Origin of the sequence: Brevundimonas sp., assembly GCF_004210735.1 — a bacterium.
Classification (GTDB): domain Bacteria; phylum Pseudomonadota; class Alphaproteobacteria; order Caulobacterales; family Caulobacteraceae; genus Brevundimonas.
In genome coordinates this window covers 1-25,288 of the sequence record NZ_SDZL01000001.1, presented here as the reverse complement: position 1 = coordinate 25,288, position 25,288 = coordinate 1, and the positions used below count along the sequence as shown (strand labels likewise).

Below are 25,288 nucleotides of genomic sequence, written 5' to 3'. Positions count from 1 at the left end.
GGTCTTTCAAACGACAGGTTTGTAATTGTTCAGCGCCCGGATCAGAGCGGTCTCGAACCCGGCCGCCTGGGCGCCGGGGAGGTCCAGCAGGGCGCCGCTCTCGAACAGGGCGAACACCGCCGGGTGGACGTAGGACGACCGGCACACGGTGGGGGTGTTGCCCAGCAGGCCGGCCACGGCCTTGACGCAGACCGTCACCTTGCGTTTCGCATCGGTGGGCGAAGTCGGCGGCTCCATGTCGCGCAGGGCGCGGGCGGCGGAGACGGTGCCGGCCCAGGTGCGGAAATCCTTGGCCGAGAAGTCATCCCCCATGGCGGCGCGGATATAGGCGTTCACGTCGTCCGAGGTGACGACACACAGGTCGCCCGCCGGATCCCGGTATTTGAACAACTGCTGGCCCGGAAGCTCGCGCAGGGCCCGGATCACGGCGGCCAGACGGCGGTCGCGGACGCTGACCCGGTGCTCGACCCCGCTCTTGCCCTTGAAGGCGAAGGTCAGGGCGGCGCCGTCCATGTCCAGATGCCGCTTGTTCAGGGTGGTCAGGCCGTAGCTGCGGTTCTGGCGGGCGTACTGGGCGTTGCCGACGCGGATCAGGGTCAGCTCCAGCAGGCGCACGGCGGTGGCCAGCACTTTCTCCCGGCAGGGGCCGCGCCGGTCCAGATCGGCCTCGACCTGACGCCGCAGCCGCGGCAGGGCGCGGGCGAAGGCGGGCAGGCGGTCGAACTTTCCCGAGGCCGCATGGGCGGTCCAGTCGGCGTGATAGCGATACTGCTTGCGCCCCTTCACGTCGCGGCCGGTCGCCTGGATATGGCCGGTGGCGCGCGGGCAGATCCAGACGTCTGTCCAGGCAGGCGGGATGACCAGGGCGCGGATGCGGTCCAGTGTCCGGGCGTCCGTCACGGCCGCGCCCCTGGCGTCGACATAGCGGAAGCCCCGGCCCGAGCGGCGGCGATACAGACCGGGCTGGTCGTCGCTGCACCAGGTCAGCCCTTCGGGCGGCGCCTCGGGCGGAAGGGCGGTCACACCCCGACCTCGCGCAGCCGGGCGCGCAGATCGTCGATCCAGGCTTTGGCGTCGTCGCCGCCCCACAGAAGCCAGGCGATATAGCCGGTCGAGGGCTTGTCAGGATCGGCCCAGGCGCGGGCGCGCTTGTCCACCGCGTGGCGGGCGAAATAGCTGTACATCGACTTGATGTCCCGGTCGCTGACCAGGTCGCGATCCATCAGCTGGGTCGCGCGGCGGACCCCAACCTCGGTGCCGCCCCGGCCATGCTTTTTGCGCAGGGCCAGCCCCTGTTCCGCCGCCCGGGCCACCGCAGGGGGCGGGGTGCGCTGGTCGTCGTCGAGAACAGGGTGGTCGAACTGGGCGTCGGCGAACACGGGCGGCTCCGGGCGGGACGGGATGGGCAAACGGCGGATGGAGGGGGCGGTTCCGCGCGTCAGGCCGCGAGCGCCCTTGACCTTCTACGGTGTGGAGGCGACGAGCGGATCATGAACTATCGCCACAGCTTCCACGCCGGGAATTTCGCGGACCTGGTCAAGCACGCCCTGTTGCTGTGGCTGCTGGCGCAGCGACGCGCGGCGGGGCCGATCACGGTGATCGACACCCATGCCGGGGCGGGCCTGTACGACCTGACCGGCGACGCAGTGCGCTCGAAAGAAGCCGAAGCCGGGGTGGCGCGCCTGATGGCGGCGGAGGCGCGGCCGCCGCTGATCGCCGCCCTGGCGGATCAGGTGGCGGCGCTGAACCCGGACGGCGGGGTCCGTTTCTATCCCGGATCGCCGTTGCTGGTCGCGCGGTCGATGCGGCCCGGCGACCGCTATGTCGGGTTCGAGTTGAACCCGCCGATCCACGAGCTGCTGGCTGAAACCCTGACCCGATGGCCCGCGGCCGAGGCGCGGGCCGGCGACGGCTATGAGGCCGCGGTGGCGGAGACCCGCCGGAGCAAGGGCGCACTGGTGCTGATCGATCCGCCTTTTGAACGGCCCGACGATTATCTGCGTGCGGCTGAGACGGCGGCGGCGGTGGTGCGCGTCGATCCGGCGGCGACGGTGGCGATCTGGACCCCGCTGAAGGATATGGAGACGCTGGACGGCTTCATCCGGCGGCTGGAGCAGGCGCGCGCCGGATCGGTGCTGGTGGCCGAGGCGCGACTGCGGCCGCTGAACAATCCGATGAAGATGAACGGCTGCGCCATGGTGGTGGTCAATCCGCCCCCGGGGACCGAGGCGGCCGCGTCCGAAATCTGTGACTGGGTGGCTGCGACCCTGGGCGACGCCGGGGGGCGGGCCGAGGTGTGGTGGACGGGCTGAGGGCGCCGCCGTTGCACTGCACTGCATTCGAAAAAAACAGTGCATGCAGTGCAACAGTGCAATGCCGGGGCGTCGTGAAATCGAGGGCAAGGCGCGGCGGCTGTGACATGTCGCGAGCATGCGTCACCCGCGGACCGAGGCGGGTCGATGGGATCGAGCGAGGGGTCGGCCCCCGCAAAAACAGAACCTTGTGACGCGCAGCCATCGTATCAGGCGCGCTCGGTTCGGCGCCGTCAGGGCTCGATCACTTCGCCCGGTTCATACAGGTGAGGCTCGAAGGTTGCGACGGCCAGGATCGGCCCCATGGCCTGAACCACCGCCGGGTGCCGGGTCATCGCCTTCCAGTCGTCGGCCGAGCGCCAGACCGCGTGATTGGCGACCGTGCGCCCGTTCAGGCCCCGATGCAGGGTGGCGGAGATGAAGCCGGGCAAGGTCGTCTGGGCACGCGCCAGAACGGTCAGATGCTCCATCAGGGCGTCCTGACGCCGGGGCTCGCACTTGAAGATGTTGATCAGGACCACGACGGAATCGTCGATGGAGTCAGACGCCCGGTCGAAAGCCTGATCGGGGGTTTGTTCGGAGGTCGAAGTCTCTGCCATGGCGATCTCTCCGACGCTTGCCGCTTTGCGTCGGAGCCTGTTGTATCCCAAACCGGAAGGCGGCGCCGCTCCCCATCATCGCTTTTCCCGGCGCCGGAGCCCGACATGACGCGTATCGCCATTCTGGAGACCGGCCAGCCGCCCGAGGGGCTGCGCGACAGGTTCGACGACTATCCCGCGCGGTTTCGCGCCCTGCTGGGCGAAGGCGTGCCGACGGTGCGGTTCGACGTGCAGGCGGGACATCTGCCGGAAGACCCGATGGCCTTCACCGGCGCCATCGTCACCGGGTCGGCGGCGGGGGTCTATGACGATCACCTGCCGTGGATTGGCGCCCTGACCGACTGGCTGCGCACGGCGCGGGGTCGGGTGCGGTTGCTGGGCATCTGTTTCGGCCACCAGATCATGGCCCACGCCTTTGGCGGGCGGGTCGAGAAGTCGGACAAGGGGTGGGGCGTCGGCTTGCACGCCTATGACGTCGTCGGAGACGAGCCGTGGATGCACCCACGCGCGACGCGACTGGCCATTCCGGTGTCGCACCAGGATCAGGTGGTGGCGCCGCCGCCGGACGCGCGGGTGATCGCGGCCAGCGCCTTTACGCCCTATGCCGGACTGGCCTGGGGGCAGGACGCCGTCAGTTTCCAGTGCCATCCGGAGTTCCAACCGGACTATGCGGCCGCCCTGATTGAGGCGCGGCGCGGGCATCGCATCCCGGAGGGTGTGGCCGAGGCGGCGATCGAGAGCCTGAATCGTCCAAACGACCGGGCGGTGCTGACGGCCTGGATCCGCGCCTTCCTGCTGCTGACCTCGCCGCCCGTGGAGGGAGAGGGCAGCGGTATATGACCGCTGTTCCGTCAAGGCTTGCTCAATAACTGCAAGCTAGGCTGCCGGGATGGTTCGGCCCGTCCTGCTGGCGTTTTTCGTCGCCGTCGTCGCTTTCTCGCTGGTCGGCCAAGGCGGCGCGGCGGCGATGACGACGCGCGTGGAGCCCACGGCGGCCCGGGCGTTGACCTCGGCCGAGCTGGCGTCCGCCGTTGAGCGCCGTGCCCAGGCCGCCAGCTTTACGTCACTGGACATCTTTGGCCAGGCGGCCCTGCAACGGGATGATCGGGAAGGGCTGAGCCGGCTGGATCACGTGGTCTGGCTGCGATCCAACCAGGGGGATTTCGACGCCGCCCGACGCTGGAACGCCACTCTGACCGAACGTGCCAGGCAGCAGGGCGACGCCCGATATGCGCAGATCGCGCGCCTGAACGCCTTGGAGATCATGCGCCGGACCGGTGATGTCCCCGCCCGCGAGATCATCGCCGCCGAGGCGGCCAAGCCTCGGGAAGACTGGTTCGTTCATACCCGCGCGGTCAGCGTCCATGCGATGCTGCAGGTCGAGGACAGCCGCATCAACGATGCGCTGAGGGCGCTGGCGGACATCGAAACCACCGTTCCGTCGCGGGATCCCTATGCCCGCATCGCCATGACCCGACTGTGGGAAGCGGCCAGCCTGGCGTCCATGGCCCTGATCGATATCGAAGGGGCGACGCGCGCGTTCCAGCGGTACGAGCTGGACTACGCCATGCCGGGCTATCCGCGCCCGGACTTCGACAGCCTGTTCAACCTGGCTTACCTGTCGTTGCAGGTCGGGCGTCCGGACGATGCCCAGCGATACGCCGACGCGCACCACCGGATGACGACCACGAGCGAAAGCGACGGCGTGGCGGTTTTCGACGCTCACCTGTGCGCCATGATGGCGGACCACCGGGGACAGTCGAAAGAGGTCATGGCGTGCCTGGCCCCGCTGGGCGAAGATCTGGGCGAGGGGCGGTTCTGGGCGCAGTATCTGCTGCCGTTGCGAGCGGTGGCGCAGGCCCGCCTGGGCCAGATTGAAGGCGCGCGTCGCGACATGGCGGACATCCGCAGCATGGTGGCCACCGGCGCCTTCAGCGAGGAGGAGGCGATCCGTCTGCCGACCGTGGAGGCCGAGCTTCTGTTCGCCGAGGGCCGCAGCCATGAGGCGTTCGGCGTCCTGAGGGACTTTGAACGCGATCAGTCCGTCATCGCCGCGCGGCGCTTTTCAGCCGGGGTCGGCCAGATCACCGACCAGATGCAGCACAAGCTGGATGAGCGTCGCCAGCAACTGGATATCCAGCGGGCCAATGTGCAGCTGCAACAGGGCGTCATCGGCATCGGCATCGTCTTCCTGAGTTTCGCCCTGGGGGCGTTGGCCTGGTTCTGGATGCAGTCGCAGCGGCTGCGCGCCGCGCGGGAACGGGCCGAGGAGGCCAACCGGGCCAAGAGTGAATTCCTGGCCAATATGAGCCACGAGATCCGGACGCCGCTGAACGGCGTGGTGGCGATGGCCGACACGCTGCGCCGCCGCGATCTGGCGCCGGCAGACCGAGACATGGTGGAGATCATCCGGTCATCGGGGGCGACGCTGGAGCGAATCCTGTCCGACATCCTGGACAGCGCCCGCATCGAGTCGGGCCAACTGACGCTCGAGAAGACTGCGGCGCCGCTGGGCGCGCTGGTGCGCGAGACCGTCGCCCTGTGGCGTGAACGGGCCGAAGCCGAGGGCGTGGGTCTGATTCTGAACCTGGATCCGACACTGGATCGCACGGTCGAATGCGACGGCGTGCGGCTGCGGCAGGTGCTGACGAACCTGATCAGCAACGGCCTGAAATTCACCGAGGCGGGGTCCGTCAACGTGACCGTGGTTCCGGCCGGCGGCGATGGCGTCCGCTTCATGGTGTCGGACACGGGCGTGGGCTTTGACGCCGCGAACAAGGACAGGGTCTTCGGGCGTTTCCAGCAGGCCGACGGGTCGATCACCCGGCGGTTCGGCGGGACCGGGCTGGGGCTGGCCATTTCGCGCGAACTGGTCGAGCTGATGGGCGGGGCGTTGGACTGCGACAGCGCGCCGGGGGTGGGCTCGACCTTCTGGTTCGAAATCGATCTGCCAGCGGTCAAGGAAGCGGTCGCCGAGCAGCCCGCAGGCGACGAGGCCGTGTCGGTCGAGGGTGGCTTCAGCGTCCTGCTGGCCGACGATCATCCGGCCAACCGACGGGTCATGGAGATCATGCTGACGCCCGCGGGCGCGCGACTAACCATGGTGGAGGACGGGGCGCAGGCCGTGGCGGCCTTTGCAGGCGGGTCGTTCGACCTGGTGCTGATGGATGTGCAGATGCCGGTGATGGACGGCCTGACCGCCACCGCCGAGATCCGGGCGCTGGAGGCGCGCGCGGGCCAGGCGCGGACGCCGATCCTGATGCTGACCGCCAACGCCATGGCCGAACACGTTGAGGCCGGGCGCGCGGCCGGCGCCGACGGTCACCTGAGCAAGCCGATCACCAGCGCGCGGCTGTTCGAGGCGATCGCCGGCGCGTTGCGCGGTCAGCCGGCCGCCGATGCGGCGCAGGTGGACGCCTGAGGCCCTAGGGCCACTTCACCACGGGCGGCATGGAGCTTAGGATCGAGTCGACATTGCCGCCGGTCTTGAGCCCGAACATGGTGCCCCGGTCGTACAGCAGGTTGAACTCGACATAGCGGCCGCGACGAACCAGCTGCTCCTCGCGCTCGTCCGTCGTCCAGGCTTCGGTCATCCGCCGGGCGACGATGCGCGAATAGATGTCCAGAAACGCCGTGCCGACATCCCGGGTGAAGGCGAAGTCGCGGGCGTGGTCGCCGCTGTCGTGGTGGTCATAGAAGATGCCGCCGGTGCCGCGCGGCTCGTTCCGATGGGGCAGGTAGAAATACTCGTCGCACCAGGCCTTGTATTTCGCGTGCCAGTCGGGGTGATGGGCGTCGCAGGCGGCCTGCATGGCGGCGTGGAAGTCGAGCGTGTCGGGGTGATCCTGACGCCGATCCGCATCCAGCACGGGCGTCAGGTCGCCGCCGCCGCCGAACCAGCTCTGGGTCGTGGCGATGAAGCGGGTGTTCATGTGCACGGCCGGCACGCGCGGGCTGACCGGATGGCAGATCAGGCTGACGCCCGTAGCGAAGAAGCGCGGATCTTCGGAGGCTCCGGGCACAGTGCGGGCGTAGTCGGCCGGGAATTCGCCGAAGACGGTCGAGACGTGGACGCCCACTTTCTCGAACAGGCGGCCGTGCATCATGCCCATGACGCCGCCGCCGCCTTCCGAGCGGTCCCACGGCGTGCGCACGAAGCGGCCCGGCTCGCCCGGAAACAGTTCGGCGGGCGCCGCGTCCTCCAGCGCCTCGAACCCGGCGTGGATGCGGTCGCGCAGGGTCTCGAACCAGGCGCGGGCCTGAGTCTTCTTCTGGTCCAGCGTGGGGGCGGCGTCGGTCATGGTCGGCTTGAACCATATCGCCGGGCTCGCCGCCACATCAGCGGTCACATGGCGCTTTGGTAACTTGATCCCGCGCGCGGATCGGTCACTGTCACGCCGTCTGATTTGTCAGGGGGACTCGTCCATGATCCGCAATGCTCTTCTCACCGCCGTCGCGCTGGCTGCGCTGGCCGCTCCGGTCGCCGCACAGGACCGGGCTGCCGTTCTCGAAATCCTCAAGACCACGCCGCTGATCGACGGGCACAACGACCTGCCGTGGGCGCTGCGCCAGACCTATAATTCCGACCCCTATGCCATCGACCTGACCGGTGACCGGTCGCACGACACCAAACTGCACACCGACATCCCGCGTCTGCGGGAAGGCGGCGTCGGCGGCCAGTTCTGGTCGGTCTATGTCCCCGCCAGCCTGGAGCCGGTCGAGGCGGCCAAGGCGACGTTCGAACAGATCGACGTGGTCCGCCGCCTGGTCGCCGCCCATCCCGATGTCTTTGAGCTGGCGGCCACCGCCGACGACGTCGAACGCATCCACAAGGCGGGCAAGATCGCCAGCCTGATCGGCATCGAGGGCGGCTATTCGATCGACGATTCGCTGGGCCTGCTGCGCGAGTTCCACGAGGCGGGCGTGCGCTACATGACGCTGACCCACTCCAAGACCACCAGCTGGGCGGACTCGGCGACCGACGCGCCGAAATGGGGCGGGCTGAACCCGTTCGGCGAGACGGTGGTCAAGGAGATGAACCGCCTGGGCATGATGGTGGACCTGAGCCACGTCTCGCCCGAGACCATGGCGGACGCCATCCGCGTGACCGAGGCGCCGGTGATCTTTTCCCACTCCTCGGCGCGAGCTGTCACTGACCATCCCCGCAACGTGCCTGACGACATCCTGCGCCTGATGCCGGCCAACGGCGGCGTGGTGATGGTGACCTTCGTGCCCGGCTTCGTCAGCGCCGCCCAGGGCGAGTGGATCAAGGCCGCCCAGGCCGAGGCCGCCCGCCTGGGCGTCAGCGCGAACACCGGGACCCCCGACCCGCGCCTGACCGCCTGGGCCGAGGCCAATCCGCGTCCGAAGGCGACCATGGATGACGTGATCGCCCACATCCAGCACGTCCGCGACGTGGCCGGAATCGATCACGTGGGCCTGGGCGGCGACTATGACGGCGTGGACAGCCTGCCGGTCGGACTGGAAGGCGTGGACGGCTATTCCGCCCTGCTGGCCGAGCTGATGAAGCGCGGCTGGACCGAGGCGGACATCCGCAAGATCTCGGGCGAGAACATTCTGCGCGCCATGCGCCGGGTCGAAACCGTCGCCGCCGCCAAGGCCGCCGAACGCCCCTCGCTGGCACGCCTGCCGGACGGCGCGCCGGAGTAAGCTGCGATTGACGCAAAAAGGGGCGCGGATGGTTGTCGTCCGCGCCCCTTTGTTTCTGGCCGCTCGGCCGATCAGAACCGGACGCGGACGCCCAGCGTCAGGTTGCGGCCGCGCAGGGGGGCCAGGTCGCTGATGAACGAGGCGTGGTTCAGCGCCCGGATGTCCAGCAGGTTGGCGCCGCGCACGAAGATCTGGCCGTCGAAGTCGCCGACGGTCACGTCGTGGGCCAGCGTGCCGTTGATCATGTTGTAGCCGGGGGTGACGCTTTCGAAGTCGGCGATGCGGTCCTGCTTGAACACGCGGACATACTCCAGATTCCCGGACCACGGCCCTTGCTGGAAGTCGCCACGCGCGCCAAGGCGGCCCGCCGGAATGCGGGGCAGGTCGCCGCCGTCGCCGGTCAGTTCGGCCTGGACATAATCGCCGAAGACGGTGGCCGACAGACCTGGCCTGACATCATGCGTGACTTGGCCCTCAATACCGGTGAAGCGGGCGTCGGACTGGCTGTATCGGATCAGGCGGAAGTCCTCGAACTGGTCCAGCGTGCGGGCGTAGATGTAGCCGTCGTAGCCGTAGTGATAGAGGCTGGCGGCGAAGGTTGTGGCGCCGTCGGTCTTCTTCAGACCCAGCTCGATTGAGGTTGCAGTCTCGACATCGAGGTCCGCGGAGCCGATCTCATAGGTGTTGGTCGCCAGGTGGACACCGCGCGCATAGAGCTCCTGGGCCGTAGGGGCGCGTTGTGATCTGGCCACCGACAGTGAGGCCACGTAGCCGGGTGTGAAGCTCCAGTTGGCGGCGGCGGAGACCGACAGCGGATCGTGGCTGGCGTCAGCGCGACCCAGAGCCTCGGCGTCCTGCCATTCCTGACGCAATGCGCCCTCGAAGCGCCAGTCGCCGGCCACATACTCTTCGACCACGAACAAGGCGCGGGTCTCGGTGCGGCTTTCGGGAATGAAGGATTCCGTTCCTACGGCGGCGAAGTCGCTGCGGCTGACCTGGGCGCCGACCACGCCGCGTACGCCGCCGATGGGCGCATGTTGCGCTTCGATGCGGGCGTCATAACCTTCGTTGGTGAAGGTGGTGGCGATTTCGCCGTCGTCGATTTCGTCGTGGCGATAGTCGGTGAAGCCGCCCCGAAAGCGCACGCGCTCGATGCCCGCGAAGGGGTTCTCCAGTTCGCCGCGCACATCGACCCGCTTGCTGATCAGGTCGACGGTGGGGACGTGGTCATGATCGTGGTCGTGATCGTGGTCATGATCATGGTCGTCATGGCCGTGACCGCCGCAGTGCAGGCTGGAGCCGTGCGGGTGGCAGTCTTCGTATTCGTGGTTGTGGCCCGGCAGACCGTATTCGCTGCGCTGCTGGGTGTAGGCGGCGCCAAGATAGCCGCGCGAGCCAATCCACGACAGGCCCAGGGTGGCGGTCGAGCCACGATTGTAAGAGCCGTCCAGCACGTCCTCGTCGAAGTCTGGAACCTGATAGTCGTCGGTGCGACGGCCGGCGGCCTCGACGCGCATGGCGAACGATCCGGCGCCGACGGTCAGGCCGATCACGCCGGCCTCTTCGTTGTCGGCCGAGCCGATGCGAATTTCCGCAACCCCTTCGCCGCCGTCGACGGGAACGCGGGTGGGGATCTTCTTGTCGATCAGGTTGACTGCGCCGCCGATGGCGCCGCCGCCGTAAAGCAGGGCTGACGGACCGCGCAGGATCTCGATCCCTTCGAGCAGCAGCGGCTCGCCCGACACCGCATGGTCAGGCGACACTTCGGAAGCGTCCATCAGCGCGGAGCCGTCGGTCAGCACCTTCACGCGCGGGGCCGTCTGGCCCCGAATGACCGGGCGGCTGGCGCCGCCGCCGAAGGTGTCGGAGTTGACGCCGGGCAGGCCGCTGAGGGTTTCGCCCAGGGTCGACTGGCGTCGCTGGATCAGTTCGTCGCCGCGCAGCACCGCCACGTTCGAGATCACATCCTGACCCGACCGGCCCAACGGATCGGCGACGACGATGATGTCGTCCAGTCGTGTCGTCGCGGGCCCTGATTGCGGCAGGGTGGCGGCCCATGCGCCGCTGGAAATGGCCGACAGACTCGCAGCGGCGAGCAGGATTTTTCTTGAGTGCATAGCGCTCCCCGTTCATGAAGAGTGCTTCCATTATGTTATAGCATAACATCTATCAAGAGCAGTGAGACGGAATGAAGATGGACAGCGCGCCGGCCCCTGCGGCCGATCTGTTGCAGCATCGGCTGTGGGTCCTGGTTCGGGCGGCGGTCGAACGTCAGGGTCTGAATCAGTCGGCCATCGCCCGCCGACTTGGGGTCCCCCGCGGTCTGGTGTGCTATTGGCTGGCCCGCCCCGAACGCATGACGCTGAAGGCGGCGGCGCGACTGCTGGACGTCATCGACTGCAGGCTGGATTTACGCGTGGTGGCCTGCGAGTCCGAGTCAGGCAGCGCCGCGTGACCTCCAGCCTTTTCACCCATATCGCGACTCTCCAGGGCGATACGCCGTGGGGCGATTTCCTGGACGCGGGCACGGGGGTGAACTCCAGCCTGTGGGCGACCGGACTGATGACAGAACGGTGGACCGGCGTCACTGCAGCGGTCGGACACGCCGATCAGGTGCGGACCGCCGTCGGGGATCGCCTGCGATCGCAGGACCGGCTGCTGGTCGGCAATTGGGTTGATCCCGCCCTGTTGGAGGGTCAGGTGTATGACACCGTCCTGGCGGACTATCTGATCGGCGCTGTCGAGGGCTTCTCACCCTATTTCCAGTCGCAGATGTTGCGTCGTTTGCGCCCGCTGGTGCGCCGGCGCCTCTATGTCGTCGGCCTGGATCCGTATGTGATCGGCCCGGCCGATACGGCCGAAGGGCGGCTGGTCCGGGAGATCGGACGCTTGAGGGACGCTGTGCTGCTGCTGGCCGACGAGACGCCCTATCGCGAGTTTCCGGCGGAATGGACGGTCAACGTCCTGAACGAGGCCGGCTTCCGGGTGATCTCGGCGCGGCGGTTCCCCAACCGCTATCGAGCCCGGTGGGTGAACGGCCAACTGGATATGGCCACGCGGCGGTTGGAGCGGCTGGCTGATCGCGCTCTGGCCGGCCGTCTTGCGGATACGGTCGAGGAGATCCGCACGCGAGGATTGGCGCTGTGCCATGAGCGTGGCGGCCTGCGCCACGGCTCGGACTATGTCATTGCGGCAGAGCCGACAGCGCTGTGAACCGGCAGACCGCCCGTCTGTCGCAGCCCTTCGAACAGGGCGATGCCCGCTGTAACGGACAGGTTCAGCGAGCGCGCCTCGGGGCGCAGCGGAATCACGACACGGGCGTCGGCGGCAGCGTGAACGTAATCGGGCGCGCCGGCGCTCTCCTTGCCGAACAGCAACACATCATCCGGACGGAAGGCGAAGTCGGGCAGGGACGTCGCCCCCTTCGTCGTGAACAGCACCAGCCGCCCCGGGGGCCGGTCGCGCGTGAAGGCGTCCCAGTCCGCGTGCCGCGTCATATGACCCAGCGGCCCGTAATCCAGCGCCGCGCGCTTCATCGCGCGGTCGTCGAAACGGAAGCCGGTGGGCTCGATCACATGCAGTTCGACGCCGAAACAGGCGCTGAGCCGGATGCAGGCGCCGACGTTTTGCGGGATGTCCGGTTGAAAAAGGGCGAGACGCATTCTAAGGCCCTCATACGCGCGGCTTGAGGGCTTGTCGCGGCCTGAATTGCGACCGTTTCGCAAGAAGCGTCAGCAGCTTGCGGCCATCAGCCGCAAAGCCAGGCCGGGGCGAACCTCGCAAGGGTCGGCTAAAGGATCGTGCCGAAAGAGTCGGCGCCCGCCCGGGCGTCGTACGCGGCGTTCGAGAGGTGAGACGTGGCCGAATCGGTCGTGACAGCTGAAGGTGAGGGCCAAGAGGCCACTCGCCGCGACTTCATTCACATTGCGGCTGGGGCCGCCGCCGTGGGCGCGGGCGTGATGGTGGCATGGCCGCTCATCAACCAGATGAACCCGTCTGCCGACACCCTGGCCCTGGCGTCGATCGAATTCGATCTGACCAAGGTGCAGGAAGGCCAGCAGGTCGTCATCAAGTGGCAGGGCAAGCCGGTCTTCGTCCGCTACCGCACCCCCAAGGAAGTCCAGGAAGCGGTGAACACCCCTCTTTCGGACCTGAAGGATCCGCAGCCCGACGCCGAGCGCGTCAAGGAAGGCCACAGCCAGTTCCTGGTCGTCGTCGGTTCGTGCACCCACCTGGGCTGCGTTCCCACCTTCGGCGCGGGCGATTTCGGCGGCTGGTTCTGCCCCTGCCACGGCTCGCACTACGACACCTCGGGACGTATTCGTAAGGGCCCGGCCCCGATCAACCTCGTGGTGCCGACCTATGAATACCTGTCCGACACCCGCGTGAAGATCGGCTGAGGACGGACCGAGAACCATGAGCGATCACGAATCCACATACGTCCCCAAGACCGGCGTCGAGAAGTGGCTGGACAGCCGCCTGCCGATCATCCGCTTCGGCGCTGACTATATGTCGCTGCCGACCCCGAAGAACCTGAACTACTGGTGGACCTTCGGCGGCATCCTGGCGCTGTGCCTGGTCACCCAGATCGTGACCGGCATCGTGCTGGCCATGCACTATACGCCGAACGTCGACCTGGCCTTCGCCTCGGTCGAGCGCATCATGCGCGACGTCAACGGCGGCTGGCTGATCCGCTATGTGCACGCCAACGGCGCGTCGATGTTCTTCATCGCGGTTTATCTGCACATGCTGCGGGGGCTCTACTACGGCTCTTATAAAGCGCCGCGCGAGATGATCTGGATCGTCGGCTGCGTGATCTTCTTCCTGATGATCGCCACTGCCTTCCTGGGCTACGTCCTGCCGTGGGGCCAGATGTCCTTCTGGGGCGCCGAGGTCATCACCAACCTGATCGGGGCCATCCCGGTCATCGGCGAGCCGATCCTGATCTGGCTGCGCGGCGGCCCGGCCATCGACAACGCCACGCTGAACCGCTTCTTCTCGCTGCACTATCTGCTGCCGTTCGTCATCGCCGGCTGCGTGGTGCTGCACCTGTGGGCCCTGCACCACGCGGGTCAGAACAACCCCGTCGGCATCCTGATCCCCAAGGATCGGGCCAAGAAGGACCTGGTGCCGTTCCACCCGTATTTCACGGTCAAGGACGGCTTCGCCATCATCCTGTTCCTGATGCTGTTCGCGCTGTTCGTCTTCTTCATGCCGAACGCCCTGGGCCACGCCGACAACTACATCCCGGCCAACCCGCTGCAGACGCCCGCGCACATCGTGCCCGAATGGTACATGCTGCCCTTCTACGCGATCCTGCGCGCCATTCCGGACAAGTTCGGCGGCGTGGTGGCGATGTTCGGCGCCATCGGCGTGCTGTTCGTCCTGCCGTGGCTGGATACGTCCAAGGTGCGCTCTATGCGCTATCGCCCGACCATGCGGACCTTCTTCATCATCTTCCTGGTGGTGGGCGTGGGTCTGGGCTGGTGCGGCGCGCAACTGCCGGACGCCCAGGTCATCCCGGGCATGCCCAGCTTCACCGTGGCTGATGGGCAACTGAACAGCTACCTGTGGCTGACGCGTCTGCTCACCGCCTACTACTTCATCTTCTTCATCGTCATCATGCCGGTGCTGGGGCTGAAGGAAACGCCGCTGCCGATCCCGGCGACGATCTCCGAACCGGTTCTGCCGGGCGTCGAAACCCAAGCCGAGAAGGGCTGATCGCGATGTCGCTTTCCATTCGCACCACCCTGACCTCCATCGCCGCGGCGGTGGGCCTGCTGGCCGTCGCCGCTCCGGCGCTGGCCGCCGGCGGCGCGGCGCACCCCCGTTCGGGCGGCTTCAGCTTCGAAGGGCCGTTCGGCACGTTCGACCAGGGCCAGTTGCAGCGCGGCTACAAGGTCTATCGGGAAGTCTGCGCCTCGTGCCACAGCATGAGCCTGATGCACTTCCGGAACCTGGGCGACCAGAACGGGCCGTTCTACAATCCGAAATACCCGAACCCGAACGACAACCCGGTCGTGAAGGCGCTGGCCAAGGAAATCCAGGTCGCGGACATCGACAGCGAGACCGGCGAGTCGCTGATGCGCGACGCCGTTCCGGCCGACCGTTTCCCGTCGCCGTATCCGAACGCCACGGCCGGAGCGGCTGCCAACGGCGGGGCGTTCCCGCCGGATCTGTCGGTCATGGCCAAGGCCCGTCACGACGGCGCCAACTACATCTATTCGCTGCTGTCGGGTTATCGCGCCCCGCCGGCTGGCCTGAAGATGACGTCGACCCAGCACTACAACCCCTATATGGCGGGCGATCTGACCCCGTTCTGGGAAGGCGAGGGGCATGCCCCTCCCGGCGGCTTCATCGCCATGCCGCCGCCCCTGCAGAACGGCCAGGTGACCTATGACGACGGCACCGAGGCGACGGTGGATCAGATGTCCAAGGACGTCGCCGCCTTCATCGCCTGGACGTCCGAGCCGAAGATGGTCGAACGCAAACAGGCCGGTCTGGGCGTGATGATCTTCCTGGCGCTGTTCGCGGGCGTGACCTACGCCAGCTATCGCCGCATCTGGAAGGGCGTCGCCCACTAAGGGACCGCCGTTCGGACGGAAATGATTGACCCGCCGGAGCGTCGCTTCGGCGGGTTTTTCGTGTGCGGTTTGTCGGCGCCTCCGCATCGGCGTATCGTCGGTCATCCAGCAGGAGGATCGAGATGACGCTCGTCGCCGCCTTTGCCGCCCCTATCATGACCCTGGCGCTGATCGCCGCCGCGCCAACCGCTATCGCCACCCCCGCCGCCGGGCAGGCCCTGCATCCCCAGGGCACCGAGGCCCAGCGCAAGGCGATGGAGGCCTTTGCCTGGATGGACGGGGAATGGCGCGGAACCGCCGAGGCCATGACCGGGCCGGGCCAGACGCACACCGTGGTCCATACCGAGCGGATCGGCCCGATGCTGGGCGGATCGATCAAGATCATCGAGGGGCGCAGCTATAACGCCGACGGCAGCGTCGCCTTCAACGCCTTCGCCGTGCTGTCGTGGGACGAGGCGAACAGCCGCTATGTCATGCGGTCTTATGCCAATGGCCAGGCCCAGGACTTTCCGCTGGAAGGCGGAGCCGACGGTTTCCGCTGGACGGTGCCCAGCCGGGGTGGCGAAATCCGGTATGTGGCGACCTTCAAGGACGGGGAGTGGAGCGAACTGGGCCATTTCGTCGCCGAGGGGCGCGAGCCGATGCAGGTGGTCAAGCTGACCCTGCGCCGGGTCGGCGACACCGGCTGGCCAGCCGCGAACCCCGTGCCGCCCACGCCCTGATCCGGCGACGGATCGCCGTCGACAGCGGCGCGCGACGACCTTAGGGTCGCGGCTTCGTCGTTCCACGGGGAGTCCTTCCGTATGCGTGCTGTTTCGTTCGTCGCCGTCCTGCTGGCGTCCGCCTCCCTGTCGACCCTGGCCGTCGGTCAGGACAGCGGCTTTGACGCCGCCCGCCTGAACGAGCATGTGCGGGTGCTGTCGGACGACAGCTTCGAGGGACGCGGCATCGCCACCCCGGCCGAAGACAAGGTCATCGCCTATCTGAGCGAACAGTATGCGGCCGCAGGATTCCAGCCGGGCGGCGAAAACGGCGGCTGGACCCAGGCGGTGACGCTGAACCGCTTCACCACCTCGAACGTCGCCGGCGCTCTGAAGGGCGACGGCTGGAGCGTGCCGCTGACCCAAGGTCAGCAGATCGTCGCCTCTACCCGGCTGCCGGGCTCGTCGGTTGACCTCAACGACGCTCCGCTGGTCTTCGTCGGCTATGGCATCAAGGCGCCCGAGCGGAACTGGGACGACTTCAAGGGCCAGGACATGAAGGGCAAGATCCTGGTCGTGCTGGTCAATGACGCCGACTTCGAAGAGCCGGCGCTGGACACATTCGGCGGCAAGGCCATGACCTATTACGGCCGCTGGACCTACAAGTATGAAGAGGCGGCGCGTCAGGGCGCGGCGGGCGTCATCATCGTGCACGAGACGGCCCCGGCCTCGTACGGCTGGGCCACCGTCACCAACTCCTGGACCACGCCCCAGTTCGACATCGTCCGCGCCGATGCGGCGGCCGAGCGCGTGCCGCTGGAAAGCTGGGTCCAGCGCGACGTGGCGGTGGACATGTTCCGCCGTGCCGGCCTGGATTTCGAGGCGCTGAAGGTTCAGGCCCGCAGCCCCGACTTCCAGCCGACGCCGCTGGCCGGCGTGACGCTGGACATGACGTTCGACGTGGCGACCTCGCAGATCACGACGCACAACGTCATCGCGCGCCTGCCGGGCTCGACCCATCCGGACGAGACGATCCTCTACACCGGCCACTGGGATCACCTGGGCACGGCCGAGCCGACCGAGACCAGCGACGGGATCTTCAACGGCGCCGTGGACAACGCCACCGGCACGGCGGGCCTGATCGAGATGGCGCGCCGCTTCGGCGCCGGGCCCCGCCCGCAACGCTCGATCGTGATGGTGTCCTTCACCGCCGAGGAAAGCGGCCTGCTGGGCTCGGAATATTACGCCGCAAATCCCGTCTATCCGTTGGAAATGACGGTCGCTGGCTTCAACCAGGACGCGATGAACGTCTATGGCCGCGTTACCCGATTGGGCGTCACGGGCCACGGTCAGTCCGATCTGGACGAGCGCATGCAGGCGGTGGCCGAGGCGCAGGGTCGGACCATCGAGCCGGACCGCAACCCGGCGGCGGGCGGCTATTTCCGTTCGGACCACTTCCCGCTGGCCAAGCGCGGTGTGCCGATGGCCTATGCGGGTGGTGGCGGCGATTTCCGCGACGAGCCGGTGGCGCCTCGCCTGGCCATGCGCGAGGAATACGGCGCCAAACGCTATCACCAGGCCGATGACGAATGGTCGGCCGACTGGGACCTGCGCGGACAGATCGAGGACCTGGAGGTCTATTACCGGATCGGGCGCGAGCTGGCGAACAGCCGCGATTGGCCGGGCTGGAAGCCGGGATCGGAGTTCGGTCCGGTGCGCGCCGCCAGCGACGCCGTTCGTCGCTGATCGGCCGCATTACGAAAGCTTAATGCGCCGCGCCACGGCATGGCCTTAGGCTGAGAAAAACCTAAAGGGATGAGACACTTCATGATCCGCCGCCTTCTCGGCGCGACCGCCGCCGTCGCGCTGCTGCTTTCCGCCGGGGCCACCGTCGCCCAGGATATTTCCGCCGAACGCCTGTCCGATCACATCCGGACGCTGGCCGATGACAGCTTCCAGGGCCGGTTTCCGGGCAAGGTCGGCGAGGAGCTGACCCTCAAATACCTGCAGGCCCAGTATGAGGCGATGGGCTATCAGCCCGGCGGCCCGAACGGGTCATGGCTGCAGCCGGTCGATCTGGTGCGCTATACGCCCAGCCGCGCGCCGACCGTCAGCTGGAAGGGTCATGACGGCGTCTCGCACACCCTGACCTCGGCCACCGACATCACCCTGCGTCCCCTGACGGGCGAGGGCGCGATCCAGATCGCCGACGCCCCGGTCGTGTTCGCCGGTTTCGGCATCGTGGCCCCCGAACGGGGCTGGGATGACTATGGCGACATGGACCTGACCGGGAAGATCGTGGTCATCCTGCGCGGCCAGCCGACCGCGTTCGGCGAAGACCCGAACTTCTATGGCGCGGCCGAGCACAAGCAGGCCGAGGCGTTCAAGCGCGGCGCCCTGGGCGTGCTGACCCTGGTCGAGGGCGAGGGCGCCGAGGGACGCTGGCGCCGGGCCGCGTTCGGCGCAGGCCGTGCGCGCATGACCATCGCCGGAGCCCAGACCGTGGGCTTCAACGGCTCGCTGAACGGCACGGCGGCGCAGGCCATGGCCGCATCGCACGGTGGTCAACTGGCGGCCTTCGTCGAGAAGGCCAGGCTGGGCGGCGTCTTCAAGGCCATGGACACCGGCGTCAAGTTGAGCCTGGATATCGCCGAGAACCGCGAGGTCATCCATTCGTCCAACCTGCTGGCAAAGCTGCCGGGCACGACGCGTGCCGACGAGTACGTCGTTTATTCGGCGCACTGGGACCACGTCGGCGTCAATGACAAGCCGAACGACGCCGGCGACGCCATCAACAACGGCGCCTGGGACAATGCGTCAGGCACGGCGGGCGTACTGGAAGTGGCGCGCGCGCTGAAGGCGGGACCGGCCCCGGCGCGATCCATCGTCTTCCTGCACGTCACGGCGGAGGAGCAGGGCCTGCTGGGTTCGCAATGGTACGCGGAAAACCCGATCTACCCGCTGGCGACCACGGCGGCGAACATCAACATCGACATGCTGCCGTTTACCCCGGCCACGACGACGGTCGCCCTGTTCGGCATCGGCAAGTCGTCGCTGGAAGACGATCTGGCGGCACTCGCGGCCAGGCAGGGCGGACGCACCATCGTTGGCGACGGCGAGCCGGAGCAGGGCTTCTATTACCGCTCGGACCACTTCAACTTCGCCATGGGCGGGGTGCCGGCCATCATGCCGTGGACCAGCGTGGACTTCGTCGACGGTGGAGCCGCAGTGGGCAAGCCCTTCTATCTGAAGCAGATGGAGGACCTGTATCACAAGCCCACCGACGAATGGCGCGCGGACATCGACTACACCGCCGCCGTCCAGAACCTGCAACTGCTGGTTCAACTGGGTCAGCAGGTCGCCAACAGCGATGAGTGGCCGCAGTGGAAGCCGGACGCCGAATTCCGCGCCCTGCGCGAACAAACGGCCGATCAGCGCCAATAGGGCGTCGATCTGAGTGACTGCGACGGGGCCCGGCTGCAACCGGGCCCCGTTTGTTTGCGTTGCGGGCGGATGAGATACGCCGCCCTGCTGCTGATGGCCGGGCTTGCCGCCTGTGGGCGCGAGCCGGTCAACCCGCCCACCGAACCCGCTGCGCCCGTGGCCGAGACGCCGGGCGAACCCCTGCCGCCGCAGCCGGGGCTGACGCCGACCGTGCCGGGCACGGGTCCGGCCAGTTTCGTCGGGCGATGGGCGGCCGACGCCGCCTGGTGCGCCGCGCCGAAGGGGGCCGAGCGCCCCATCGAGATCACGCCGCAGCGTTTCGAAGGCTATGAGAACAGCTGCGCCATCGACGCCATCAATCAGACGGCCGGCGCCTATGACGCGACTCTGACATGTCAGTCGGAGGGCGGGACCCGGCGCGAACGGGTGCGCATGGCCGCGTCGGGCCAGAACATGACCCTGACCTGGCTGAATCGGCAGGGGGCGCAGGTCAGCCTGACCAAATGCACCACCCTGGCCGAAACGCCGGAGCTGACGGCGACCCCCTGATCCCTTCTCCCCTCGGGGGAGAAGGTGGGCGGCGGAGCCGCTCGGATGAGGGGGCGCTGTCAGCGGGCAGGCGGGTGATGTCGAGGGCCGGTCCGGCCACCCCCTCATCCGTCTTGCTTCGCAAGCCACCTTCTCCCCCGAGGGGAGAAGGGGTGATCAGTTGTTGAACAGGAAGTGCATCACGTCGCCGTCCTTGACGACGTAGGCCTTGCCCTCGGCCTTCATCTTGCCGGCGTCCTTGGCCCCGTTTTCGCCCTTGAGCGCGACATAGTCGTCGTAGGCGATGGTTTCGGCGCGGATGAAGCCTTTTTCGAAATCGGTGTGGATCACGCCCGCCGCTTGCGGTGCGGTGGCGCCGACGGGGATGGTCCAGGCGCGCGCCTCCTTGGGGCCGACGGTGAAATAGGTCTGCAGGCCCAGCAGATTGTAGGCCTCGCGGATCAGGCGGTTCAGGCCGGGCTCCGAAAGGCCCAGGGTTTCCAGGAACTCGGCCTGTTCCTCGTCATCCAGCACGGCGATTTCGGATTCGATCTGGGCCGAGATGACGACCGAGTTGGCGTGGTCGGCGGCGGCGCGTTCGGCGACGCGGGCCGACAACTCATTGCCCTTGTCGGCCGAGGCCTCCTCGACGTTCGAGACATAGAGGGCGGGCAGGGCGGTCAGCAGTTGCAGCATGTCCCAGGCCTTCTGGTCCTCCCTGGACACCTCGGCCAGACGCGCGGGCTTGCCGGCGTTCAACTGGATCAGCGCCAGGTCGATCAGCTTCAGCGTCAGCTGGCTTTCCTTGTCGCCGCCCTTGGCGCGCTTTTCGACACCGACCCGGCGACGCTCCAGGCTCTCCAGATCGGCCAGCATCAGTTCGGTCTCGATGATCTCGAGGTCGGCCAGCGGGTCGATGCGGTTCTCGACGTGGGTGATGTCGTCGTCGACGAAGCAGCGGGCGACGAAGGCGATGGCGTCGCAGTCGCGGATGTTGGCCAGGAACTGGTTGCCCAGGCCCTCGCCCTTGGACGCGCCGCGCACCAGGCCGGCGATGTCCACGAAGGTGATGCGCGACGGGATGATCTCCTTCGAGCCGGCAATGGCGGCCAGAACGTTCAGACGCGGCTCGGGCACGGCCACGTCGCCGGTGTTCGGCTCGATGGTGCAGAAGGGATAGTTCGCCGCCTGGGCCGCCGCCGTCTTGGTCAGGGCGTTGAACAGGGTGGACTTGCCGACGTTCGGCAGGCCGACGATCGCGACTTTCAGGGCCATGGGCTTTTCGGGATTCCTATTGAGCGCGAGCCTTTAGCCGGTTCGGGGCGGTTTGTCAGGAGCGCGCGCGAGATGCCCCTCCCCACAGGGCGGAGGGGCACGTTTACATCGCGGGTTGACGGATCGGCGCATGCACGCCCAGCGGCGCCGCCTTCTCGAAGGTCAGTGTCAGCGATGCGACCCCGCCGTCGGCCAGAGGCTCTTTCAGGTCCATCAGCATCAGGTGGGTCGAGCCGGGTTTCAGCGCGACCGCCTGACCGGCGGGCAGGGGCAGGCCGTCCGGCAGTTCGGCCATGCTCATCATGCCGTCCGCCATCGTCATCTCGTGGATCTGGACGCTGCCGGCCAGTGCACTGGAGACCGACACCAGCCGGTCGTCCCCGCCGTCGGCCGTCAGGGTCAGATAGCAGGCGCCGACCTTTGCCCCGTTCGGGGTCGGGCGGCACCACGGATCATCGATGCGGATGCCGGTGACGACGCCGTTGACGCTGGTGCGCGAGCTGGCCGTCACCTTGCCATCGCCGCTGTCGCAGGCGGCGAGCAGCGCGAGGGCCGAAAGGGAAAGAGCGATCTTCTTCATGGCGAGGACCTTCAGTTCGAGGCGGCGGGACGGCGCATCACGCGAAACGCGCGATCCGCCAGAATGGCGACCAGCAGGCTGCCGCCCGTCAGGGGAAACAGGATGGCGAGGGGCAGGACGATGCCCAGGACGGCGAAGCGGACGCGGGCGCCGGGCAGGGCCGAGGGCGCCCCCAGGCCGCGCAACAGGCCGGGTGGGCGGCGCTTCCACCACATCATCAGGCCGCTGATCGCCAGAACCCACACGCCGATGCAGCCCAGCAGCATGACGATGCGGTTGATCTGGCCGTACTGCATGCCCTGGTGGACGGCGATGCCCCATTCGAAGGCCTTGGCCCCCACGCCGAACTGATCCCAGCGGATATCGGCCTTCACGTCGCCGGTCTGGCCATCAATATACAGGCTGCGCGCGTCCTGGGCGCGACGGGTCTGGGCCGCCAGGGTCCAGGCCAGATCGTTGGTATGGGGGATGTTGACGACGTAGGGGCGGGGCAGGTCATGGGCCTGGGCGACGCCCATCACGCGAGCAAGGCTGGGGTCGGTCACGGGGCTGGCGCGGGTCACAGCGTGCTCCATGGTCCAGCCCACGCCAGCGGGCGTGTCGTGCGGTTTGGCGTGACTCCACGGGCTGGCGGCGGGCGGGGCGGCGGGGCGGCCAATGCCGCTGTCGCGGACCACGGCCATGAAGCGATCGCCCCAGACGGCGGCCCAGGGCATGCCGGTCAGCGCCAGGAACAGGATCACCCCACCGACATATAAGCCCGTCAGCGCATGCAGGTCGCGCCAGAACGGCCTGCGTCGGGCGTCCGCCGTGACCGGCGCAAACACGGCGCCCGCTCGTCTGCGTGGCCACCACAGATACAGGCCCGTCGCGAACAAGATGATCGCCCAGCCGGCGACGATCTCGACGATCAGATTCATCGCCGGGCCGAACAGCGACAGGGAATGGATCTGCTTGATCGTCTCCATCACCCCGCCATAGGCGGTGACGCCGGTGACCCGCGCGGTGTGCGGATCGACGAAGACGGTTTTCTGAGATCCGTCGGCGCGGTCGATGCGGAAACGCACCGCCTCGTCGGTCGAGGCCGGGATCAGGACGTTGGCGGCGGTCCCGCCGCCCGCGCGTTCGGCGGCCGAGAGCCAGGCGTCGGGCGCGGCGGTCGCTGGCGAAGTCTGGACCTGGATCATGGGCCGATAGACCGCGCGGTCTATCTCGTCCTTGAACAGATACAGGCCGCCGGTCAGGGCCAACAGCATCAGGAAGGGCATGACCAGCACGCCCGCATAGAAATGCCATCGCCATACGGCGCGGTAGGCGCCGGACAGGGGGGCTTGGGTCTCGATCTGGCGCATGCCGATCTCCAGAACGGCGGAGGCGACGCGAGGCCGCCTCCGCCTGAGGGGGTCAGTAGGCCATCCGCAGGCCGACGAACAGCGAGCGACCCTCGCCAGGATTGAACACGGCGGTCGAGGCCGTGCGCGCGTCGGTGACGGCCGAAAACTCGTTCACGTGCCGCTCGTCCGTCAGGTTTCGGGCGTCGGCGAAGACGGTCAGGCCGTCCGCGACCTGCCAACTGGCGTTCAGGCCCAGCAGGGCATAGCCCGGCGCCTTCATCGTGTTGGCGTAGTCGACCCAGACATCGCTGATGCGCCATTCGACCGAGGGTGTCAGGGACAGGCCCGACGGGTGACGCCAGCTCAGTTCTGCGCGGTACGCATGCTCGGGCGCGACCGGCAGGCGGTTGTCGCCCCAGCGCGGGTCGCCGACGAAATTGAAGTCGTTCCAGGCATAGGTCTGGCGCAGCAGCAGCGTGCCTTGGGCCAGTTCGGTCGGCAGGCGCCAGTCCAGCCCCGCCTCGATCCCCTGATGCACCGTTTCGTCGGCGTTGAAGGTGGCGGCGGGAATGTCGGGCCCGGTGATGAAGTTCAGGATCTCGCCGTCGATCCGGCTGCGATAGGCGGTCACGTCCCAGGCGAAGGGGCCCCGGCGCCCACGCGTGCCGATCTCGGCCGTCCATGCATCCTGAACCCTCACCGGGGTGAAGCCGACCGCCGGCGCCTGCACCAGCGCGCCATAGGTCGGCGGTTCGACCGAGCGGGTGACGTTGGCGAACACCTGGGCGCCGCCATCCGCCGCCCACAACAGGCCCAGCCGGGGCGAGAACCACTCATAGTCAATGGCGTCGTCGTTGGCCGGGTTCAGCCGGTCGGCATAGTCGCGCGTGGCCCGGCCGAACGAGCCGCCCGCGACCAGCGCCAGCCGATCGGTGACGAACAGCCGCCCTTCGGCGAAGATGTCCAGACCGGTCGCCTTTTGCAGGTTGTCGGCCATCAGGGCGCCCGCCCGGCCGCCCAGGTTCAGGTAGCGCTGGCTGTCGATCTGGCCGTCACGATAGTTGAGGCCATAGAACAGGTCGGCGCGCAGGCCGGCGACCTGACCGGTCCAGTCGAAGCGGCCGAACAGGCCGGCGGTCTGGCTGTCGGTGTGCAGCACCTGGAAGATCGGGTGCCACAGTTCCTTTTCCCAGCCCCAGACGGCGCCCTCGAACACGGTGGAGTCGTGCAGGCGCCAGCGGGTTTGCAGCGTCAGTCGCTTCAGTGTCAGGTCCCGGGCCTGGTCGCCGGTGATCGCGCCGGGATTGGCCCTTTCCGGATGGGCCAGGGCGTCGGTCAGCGATAGCGAGCCGGGGATATCCTGTTTGATGTCGGCGGCCTGATAGATCAGCCGCACCTCGCGGTTCTGACCGAATGACCGGCCGCCGTTCAGGGTGATGCGCGACTGGCCCTGTTCGCTGTGGTCGCGATAGCCGTCCGACTGCATCGCCGACACGGCGGCGAACACGTCCCAGTCGCCATGCTCGCGCGCCAACTGGACACCGCCCCGGAGGCTGCCGAATGACCCGCCTTCCAGTTGCAGCACCGTTTCGTCGGCGGCGGTGCGGCCGGTCGGCGTGACCTGGTTGATCGCCCCGCCCAGCTGCGCCCCGCCGAAGCGCAGGGTGTTGGCGCCCTTGTAGACCTCGATATAGCGGGCGCTCATCGGATCGACGCCCTGGAAGTCGGAAAACCCGTCGGCGTCGGCGAAGGGCACGCCGTCCTGGGCGAACAGCACGCCGCGCTGGTGAAAGCCCTGGGCCAGACCCGAGCCCCGAATCGACAGACGGCTTTCCTCGCCATAGCGCTTTTGCGCCAGCACGCCGGGCACGTTGCGCAGGGTGTCGGCGAACCCTTGGGCGAAGCGATTGGCGTAGCTTTCGGCCGAGACCACGGCCACGGCGCCGGGCGTGCGGCTGAGGCGGTCGCGGGCGTCGGCGACGACGGTCGGATCCTCGGCGTCGCGGCGCGCGGTGACGATGACGCTGTCCAGGATGGTGGGGTCCTGCGCCGGGTTCTCGGCGGCGTGGGCGGGAAGGCCTGCGAATGCAGCCAGCAGCAGCGCACACGGCGCCGCGGTGGTCTTGAGAGACATGGTTTGTCCTGAAAATCAGATAGGCATGGGCGCGCGGGCGTCGGCTCGCGCGCGGCTCAAAGGTCTGAAATCAGGCGTGGGGCGGGGCGGTGGATGGCGGGCGCGGCGGCGCGCGGTGACGATGACG

The 25,288-nt window shown here is 67.9% G+C and carries 23 protein-coding genes; 13 read left to right on the top strand and 10 right to left on the bottom strand.

The genetic code is table 11. From position 1 onward, the window contains the following. Positions 1–6: 6 nt before the first annotated feature. Positions 7–1,023, bottom strand: a complete 1,017-nt coding sequence (locus tag EON91_RS00115; protein WP_292090754.1) for a DNA topoisomerase IB — start codon at positions 1,021–1,023, stop codon at positions 7–9. Next, positions 1,020–1,379 (bottom strand): hypothetical protein, encoded by a 360-nt coding sequence (locus tag EON91_RS00110; protein WP_292090753.1) that lies wholly within the window; start codon positions 1,377–1,379, stop codon positions 1,020–1,022. The genes EON91_RS00115 and EON91_RS00110 overlap by 4 nt, the downstream gene beginning before the upstream one ends. A 111-nt stretch (positions 1,380–1,490) precedes the next feature. Here EON91_RS00110 and rlmJ point away from each other — a divergent pair, with 111 nt between their 5' ends. Then, positions 1,491–2,312: a 23S rRNA (adenine(2030)-N(6))-methyltransferase RlmJ gene (gene rlmJ / locus EON91_RS00105; RefSeq protein WP_292090752.1), complete on the top strand. Its 822-nt coding sequence runs from the start codon at positions 1,491–1,493 to the stop codon at positions 2,310–2,312. A 233-nt stretch (positions 2,313–2,545) separates the two neighbouring features. Here the strand turns inward: rlmJ and EON91_RS00100 are convergent, their stop codons facing one another. After that, positions 2,546–2,911 (bottom strand): antibiotic biosynthesis monooxygenase family protein, encoded by a 366-nt coding sequence (locus tag EON91_RS00100; RefSeq protein ID WP_292090751.1) that lies wholly within the window; start codon positions 2,909–2,911, stop codon positions 2,546–2,548. A gap of 105 nt (positions 2,912–3,016) precedes the next feature. Between EON91_RS00100 and EON91_RS00095 the strand changes: the two genes are divergently transcribed. After that, positions 3,017–3,751, top strand: a complete 735-nt coding sequence (locus tag EON91_RS00095; RefSeq protein WP_292090750.1) for a type 1 glutamine amidotransferase — start codon at positions 3,017–3,019, stop codon at positions 3,749–3,751. A 49-nt stretch (positions 3,752–3,800) separates the two neighbouring features. Beyond that, entirely contained in the window at positions 3,801–6,332 is a 2,532-nt protein-coding gene (locus EON91_RS00090) for an ATP-binding protein (RefSeq protein ID WP_292090749.1), read from the top strand. A 4-nt stretch (positions 6,333–6,336) separates the two neighbouring features. On the opposite strand, the gene hemF is transcribed toward EON91_RS00090, so the two are convergent. Continuing rightward, positions 6,337–7,212, bottom strand: coding sequence for an oxygen-dependent coproporphyrinogen oxidase (hemF, locus tag EON91_RS00085; protein ID WP_292090748.1), 876 nt, complete (start codon positions 7,210–7,212; stop codon positions 6,337–6,339). 124 nt (positions 7,213–7,336) lie between these two features. Here hemF and EON91_RS00080 point away from each other — a divergent pair, with 124 nt between their 5' ends. Continuing rightward, positions 7,337–8,581: a dipeptidase gene (locus EON91_RS00080; RefSeq protein WP_292090747.1), complete on the top strand. Its 1,245-nt coding sequence runs from the start codon at positions 7,337–7,339 to the stop codon at positions 8,579–8,581. Between the two features lie 71 nt (positions 8,582–8,652). On the opposite strand, the gene EON91_RS00075 is transcribed toward EON91_RS00080, so the two are convergent. Continuing rightward, positions 8,653–10,698 (bottom strand): TonB-dependent receptor, encoded by a 2,046-nt coding sequence (locus EON91_RS00075; protein WP_292090745.1) that lies wholly within the window; start codon positions 10,696–10,698, stop codon positions 8,653–8,655. A gap of 71 nt (positions 10,699–10,769) precedes the next feature. On the opposite strand from EON91_RS00075, the gene EON91_RS00070 reads away from it, so the two are divergent. Together EON91_RS00070 and EON91_RS00065 are read left to right on the top strand one after the other, a co-directional pair. Continuing rightward, entirely contained in the window at positions 10,770–11,036 is a 267-nt protein-coding gene (locus EON91_RS00070) for a hypothetical protein (protein ID WP_292090744.1), read from the top strand. After that, positions 11,033–11,794 carry a hypothetical protein gene (locus EON91_RS00065; protein ID WP_292090743.1) on the top strand — a complete coding sequence of 254 codons (762 nt, stop codon included), beginning with the start codon at positions 11,033–11,035 and terminating at the stop codon, positions 11,792–11,794. Before EON91_RS00070 ends, EON91_RS00065 begins: the two co-directional genes overlap by 4 nt. Here EON91_RS00065 and EON91_RS00060 read toward each other — a convergent pair. Further along, positions 11,761–12,243, bottom strand: a complete 483-nt coding sequence (locus EON91_RS00060; protein WP_292090741.1) for a tRNA (cytidine(34)-2'-O)-methyltransferase — start codon at positions 12,241–12,243, stop codon at positions 11,761–11,763. The genes EON91_RS00065 and EON91_RS00060 overlap by 34 nt on opposite strands. A gap of 195 nt (positions 12,244–12,438) precedes the next feature. Between EON91_RS00060 and petA the strand changes: the two genes are divergently transcribed. From petA to EON91_RS00025, 7 genes are all read left to right on the top strand, one after another. Further along, positions 12,439–12,981, top strand: coding sequence for a ubiquinol-cytochrome c reductase iron-sulfur subunit (gene petA, locus EON91_RS00055; RefSeq protein WP_292090740.1), 543 nt, complete (start codon positions 12,439–12,441; stop codon positions 12,979–12,981). A 16-nt stretch (positions 12,982–12,997) separates the two neighbouring features. Then, a complete protein-coding gene (locus tag EON91_RS00050) occupies positions 12,998–14,302 on the top strand; it encodes a cytochrome b N-terminal domain-containing protein (RefSeq protein ID WP_292090739.1) in 1,305 nt (434 codons plus the stop codon). 5 nt (positions 14,303–14,307) lie between these two features. Next, on the top strand, positions 14,308–15,165 hold the full coding sequence (locus EON91_RS00045; RefSeq protein WP_292090737.1) for a cytochrome c1: 858 nt from the start codon (positions 14,308–14,310) through the stop codon (positions 15,163–15,165). A 122-nt stretch (positions 15,166–15,287) separates the two neighbouring features. Next, positions 15,288–15,887, top strand: coding sequence for a DUF1579 domain-containing protein (locus EON91_RS00040; protein WP_292090736.1), 600 nt, complete (start codon positions 15,288–15,290; stop codon positions 15,885–15,887). Between the two features lie 81 nt (positions 15,888–15,968). Further along, a complete protein-coding gene (locus EON91_RS00035; protein WP_292090735.1) occupies positions 15,969–17,612 on the top strand; it encodes a M28 family metallopeptidase in 1,644 nt (547 codons plus the stop codon). Between the two features lie 81 nt (positions 17,613–17,693). Further along, the gene (locus EON91_RS00030; protein WP_292090734.1) at positions 17,694–19,310 is read left to right on the top strand and encodes a M28 family peptidase; all 1,617 of its coding nucleotides are present in this window, start codon (positions 17,694–17,696) and stop codon (positions 19,308–19,310) included. 69 nt (positions 19,311–19,379) lie between these two features. Beyond that, positions 19,380–19,859 carry a hypothetical protein gene (locus EON91_RS00025; RefSeq protein WP_292090733.1) on the top strand — a complete coding sequence of 160 codons (480 nt, stop codon included), beginning with the start codon at positions 19,380–19,382 and terminating at the stop codon, positions 19,857–19,859. Between the two features lie 156 nt (positions 19,860–20,015). On the opposite strand, the gene ychF is transcribed toward EON91_RS00025, so the two are convergent. From ychF to EON91_RS00005, 4 genes are all read right to left on the bottom strand, one after another. Continuing rightward, positions 20,016–21,113 (bottom strand): redox-regulated ATPase YchF, encoded by a 1,098-nt coding sequence (ychF, locus tag EON91_RS00020; protein ID WP_292090732.1) that lies wholly within the window; start codon positions 21,111–21,113, stop codon positions 20,016–20,018. 103 nt (positions 21,114–21,216) lie between these two features. Further along, complete coding sequence (locus EON91_RS00015) at positions 21,217–21,693, bottom strand: copper chaperone PCu(A)C (RefSeq protein WP_292090731.1); 477 nt, start codon at positions 21,691–21,693, stop codon at positions 21,217–21,219. Between the two features lie 11 nt (positions 21,694–21,704). Next, positions 21,705–23,045, bottom strand: coding sequence for a PepSY domain-containing protein (locus tag EON91_RS00010; protein WP_292090730.1), 1,341 nt, complete (start codon positions 23,043–23,045; stop codon positions 21,705–21,707). A gap of 52 nt (positions 23,046–23,097) precedes the next feature. After that, positions 23,098–25,161: a TonB-dependent receptor gene (locus EON91_RS00005; protein WP_292090729.1), complete on the bottom strand. Its 2,064-nt coding sequence runs from the start codon at positions 25,159–25,161 to the stop codon at positions 23,098–23,100. Positions 25,162–25,288 lie beyond the last annotated feature (127 nt).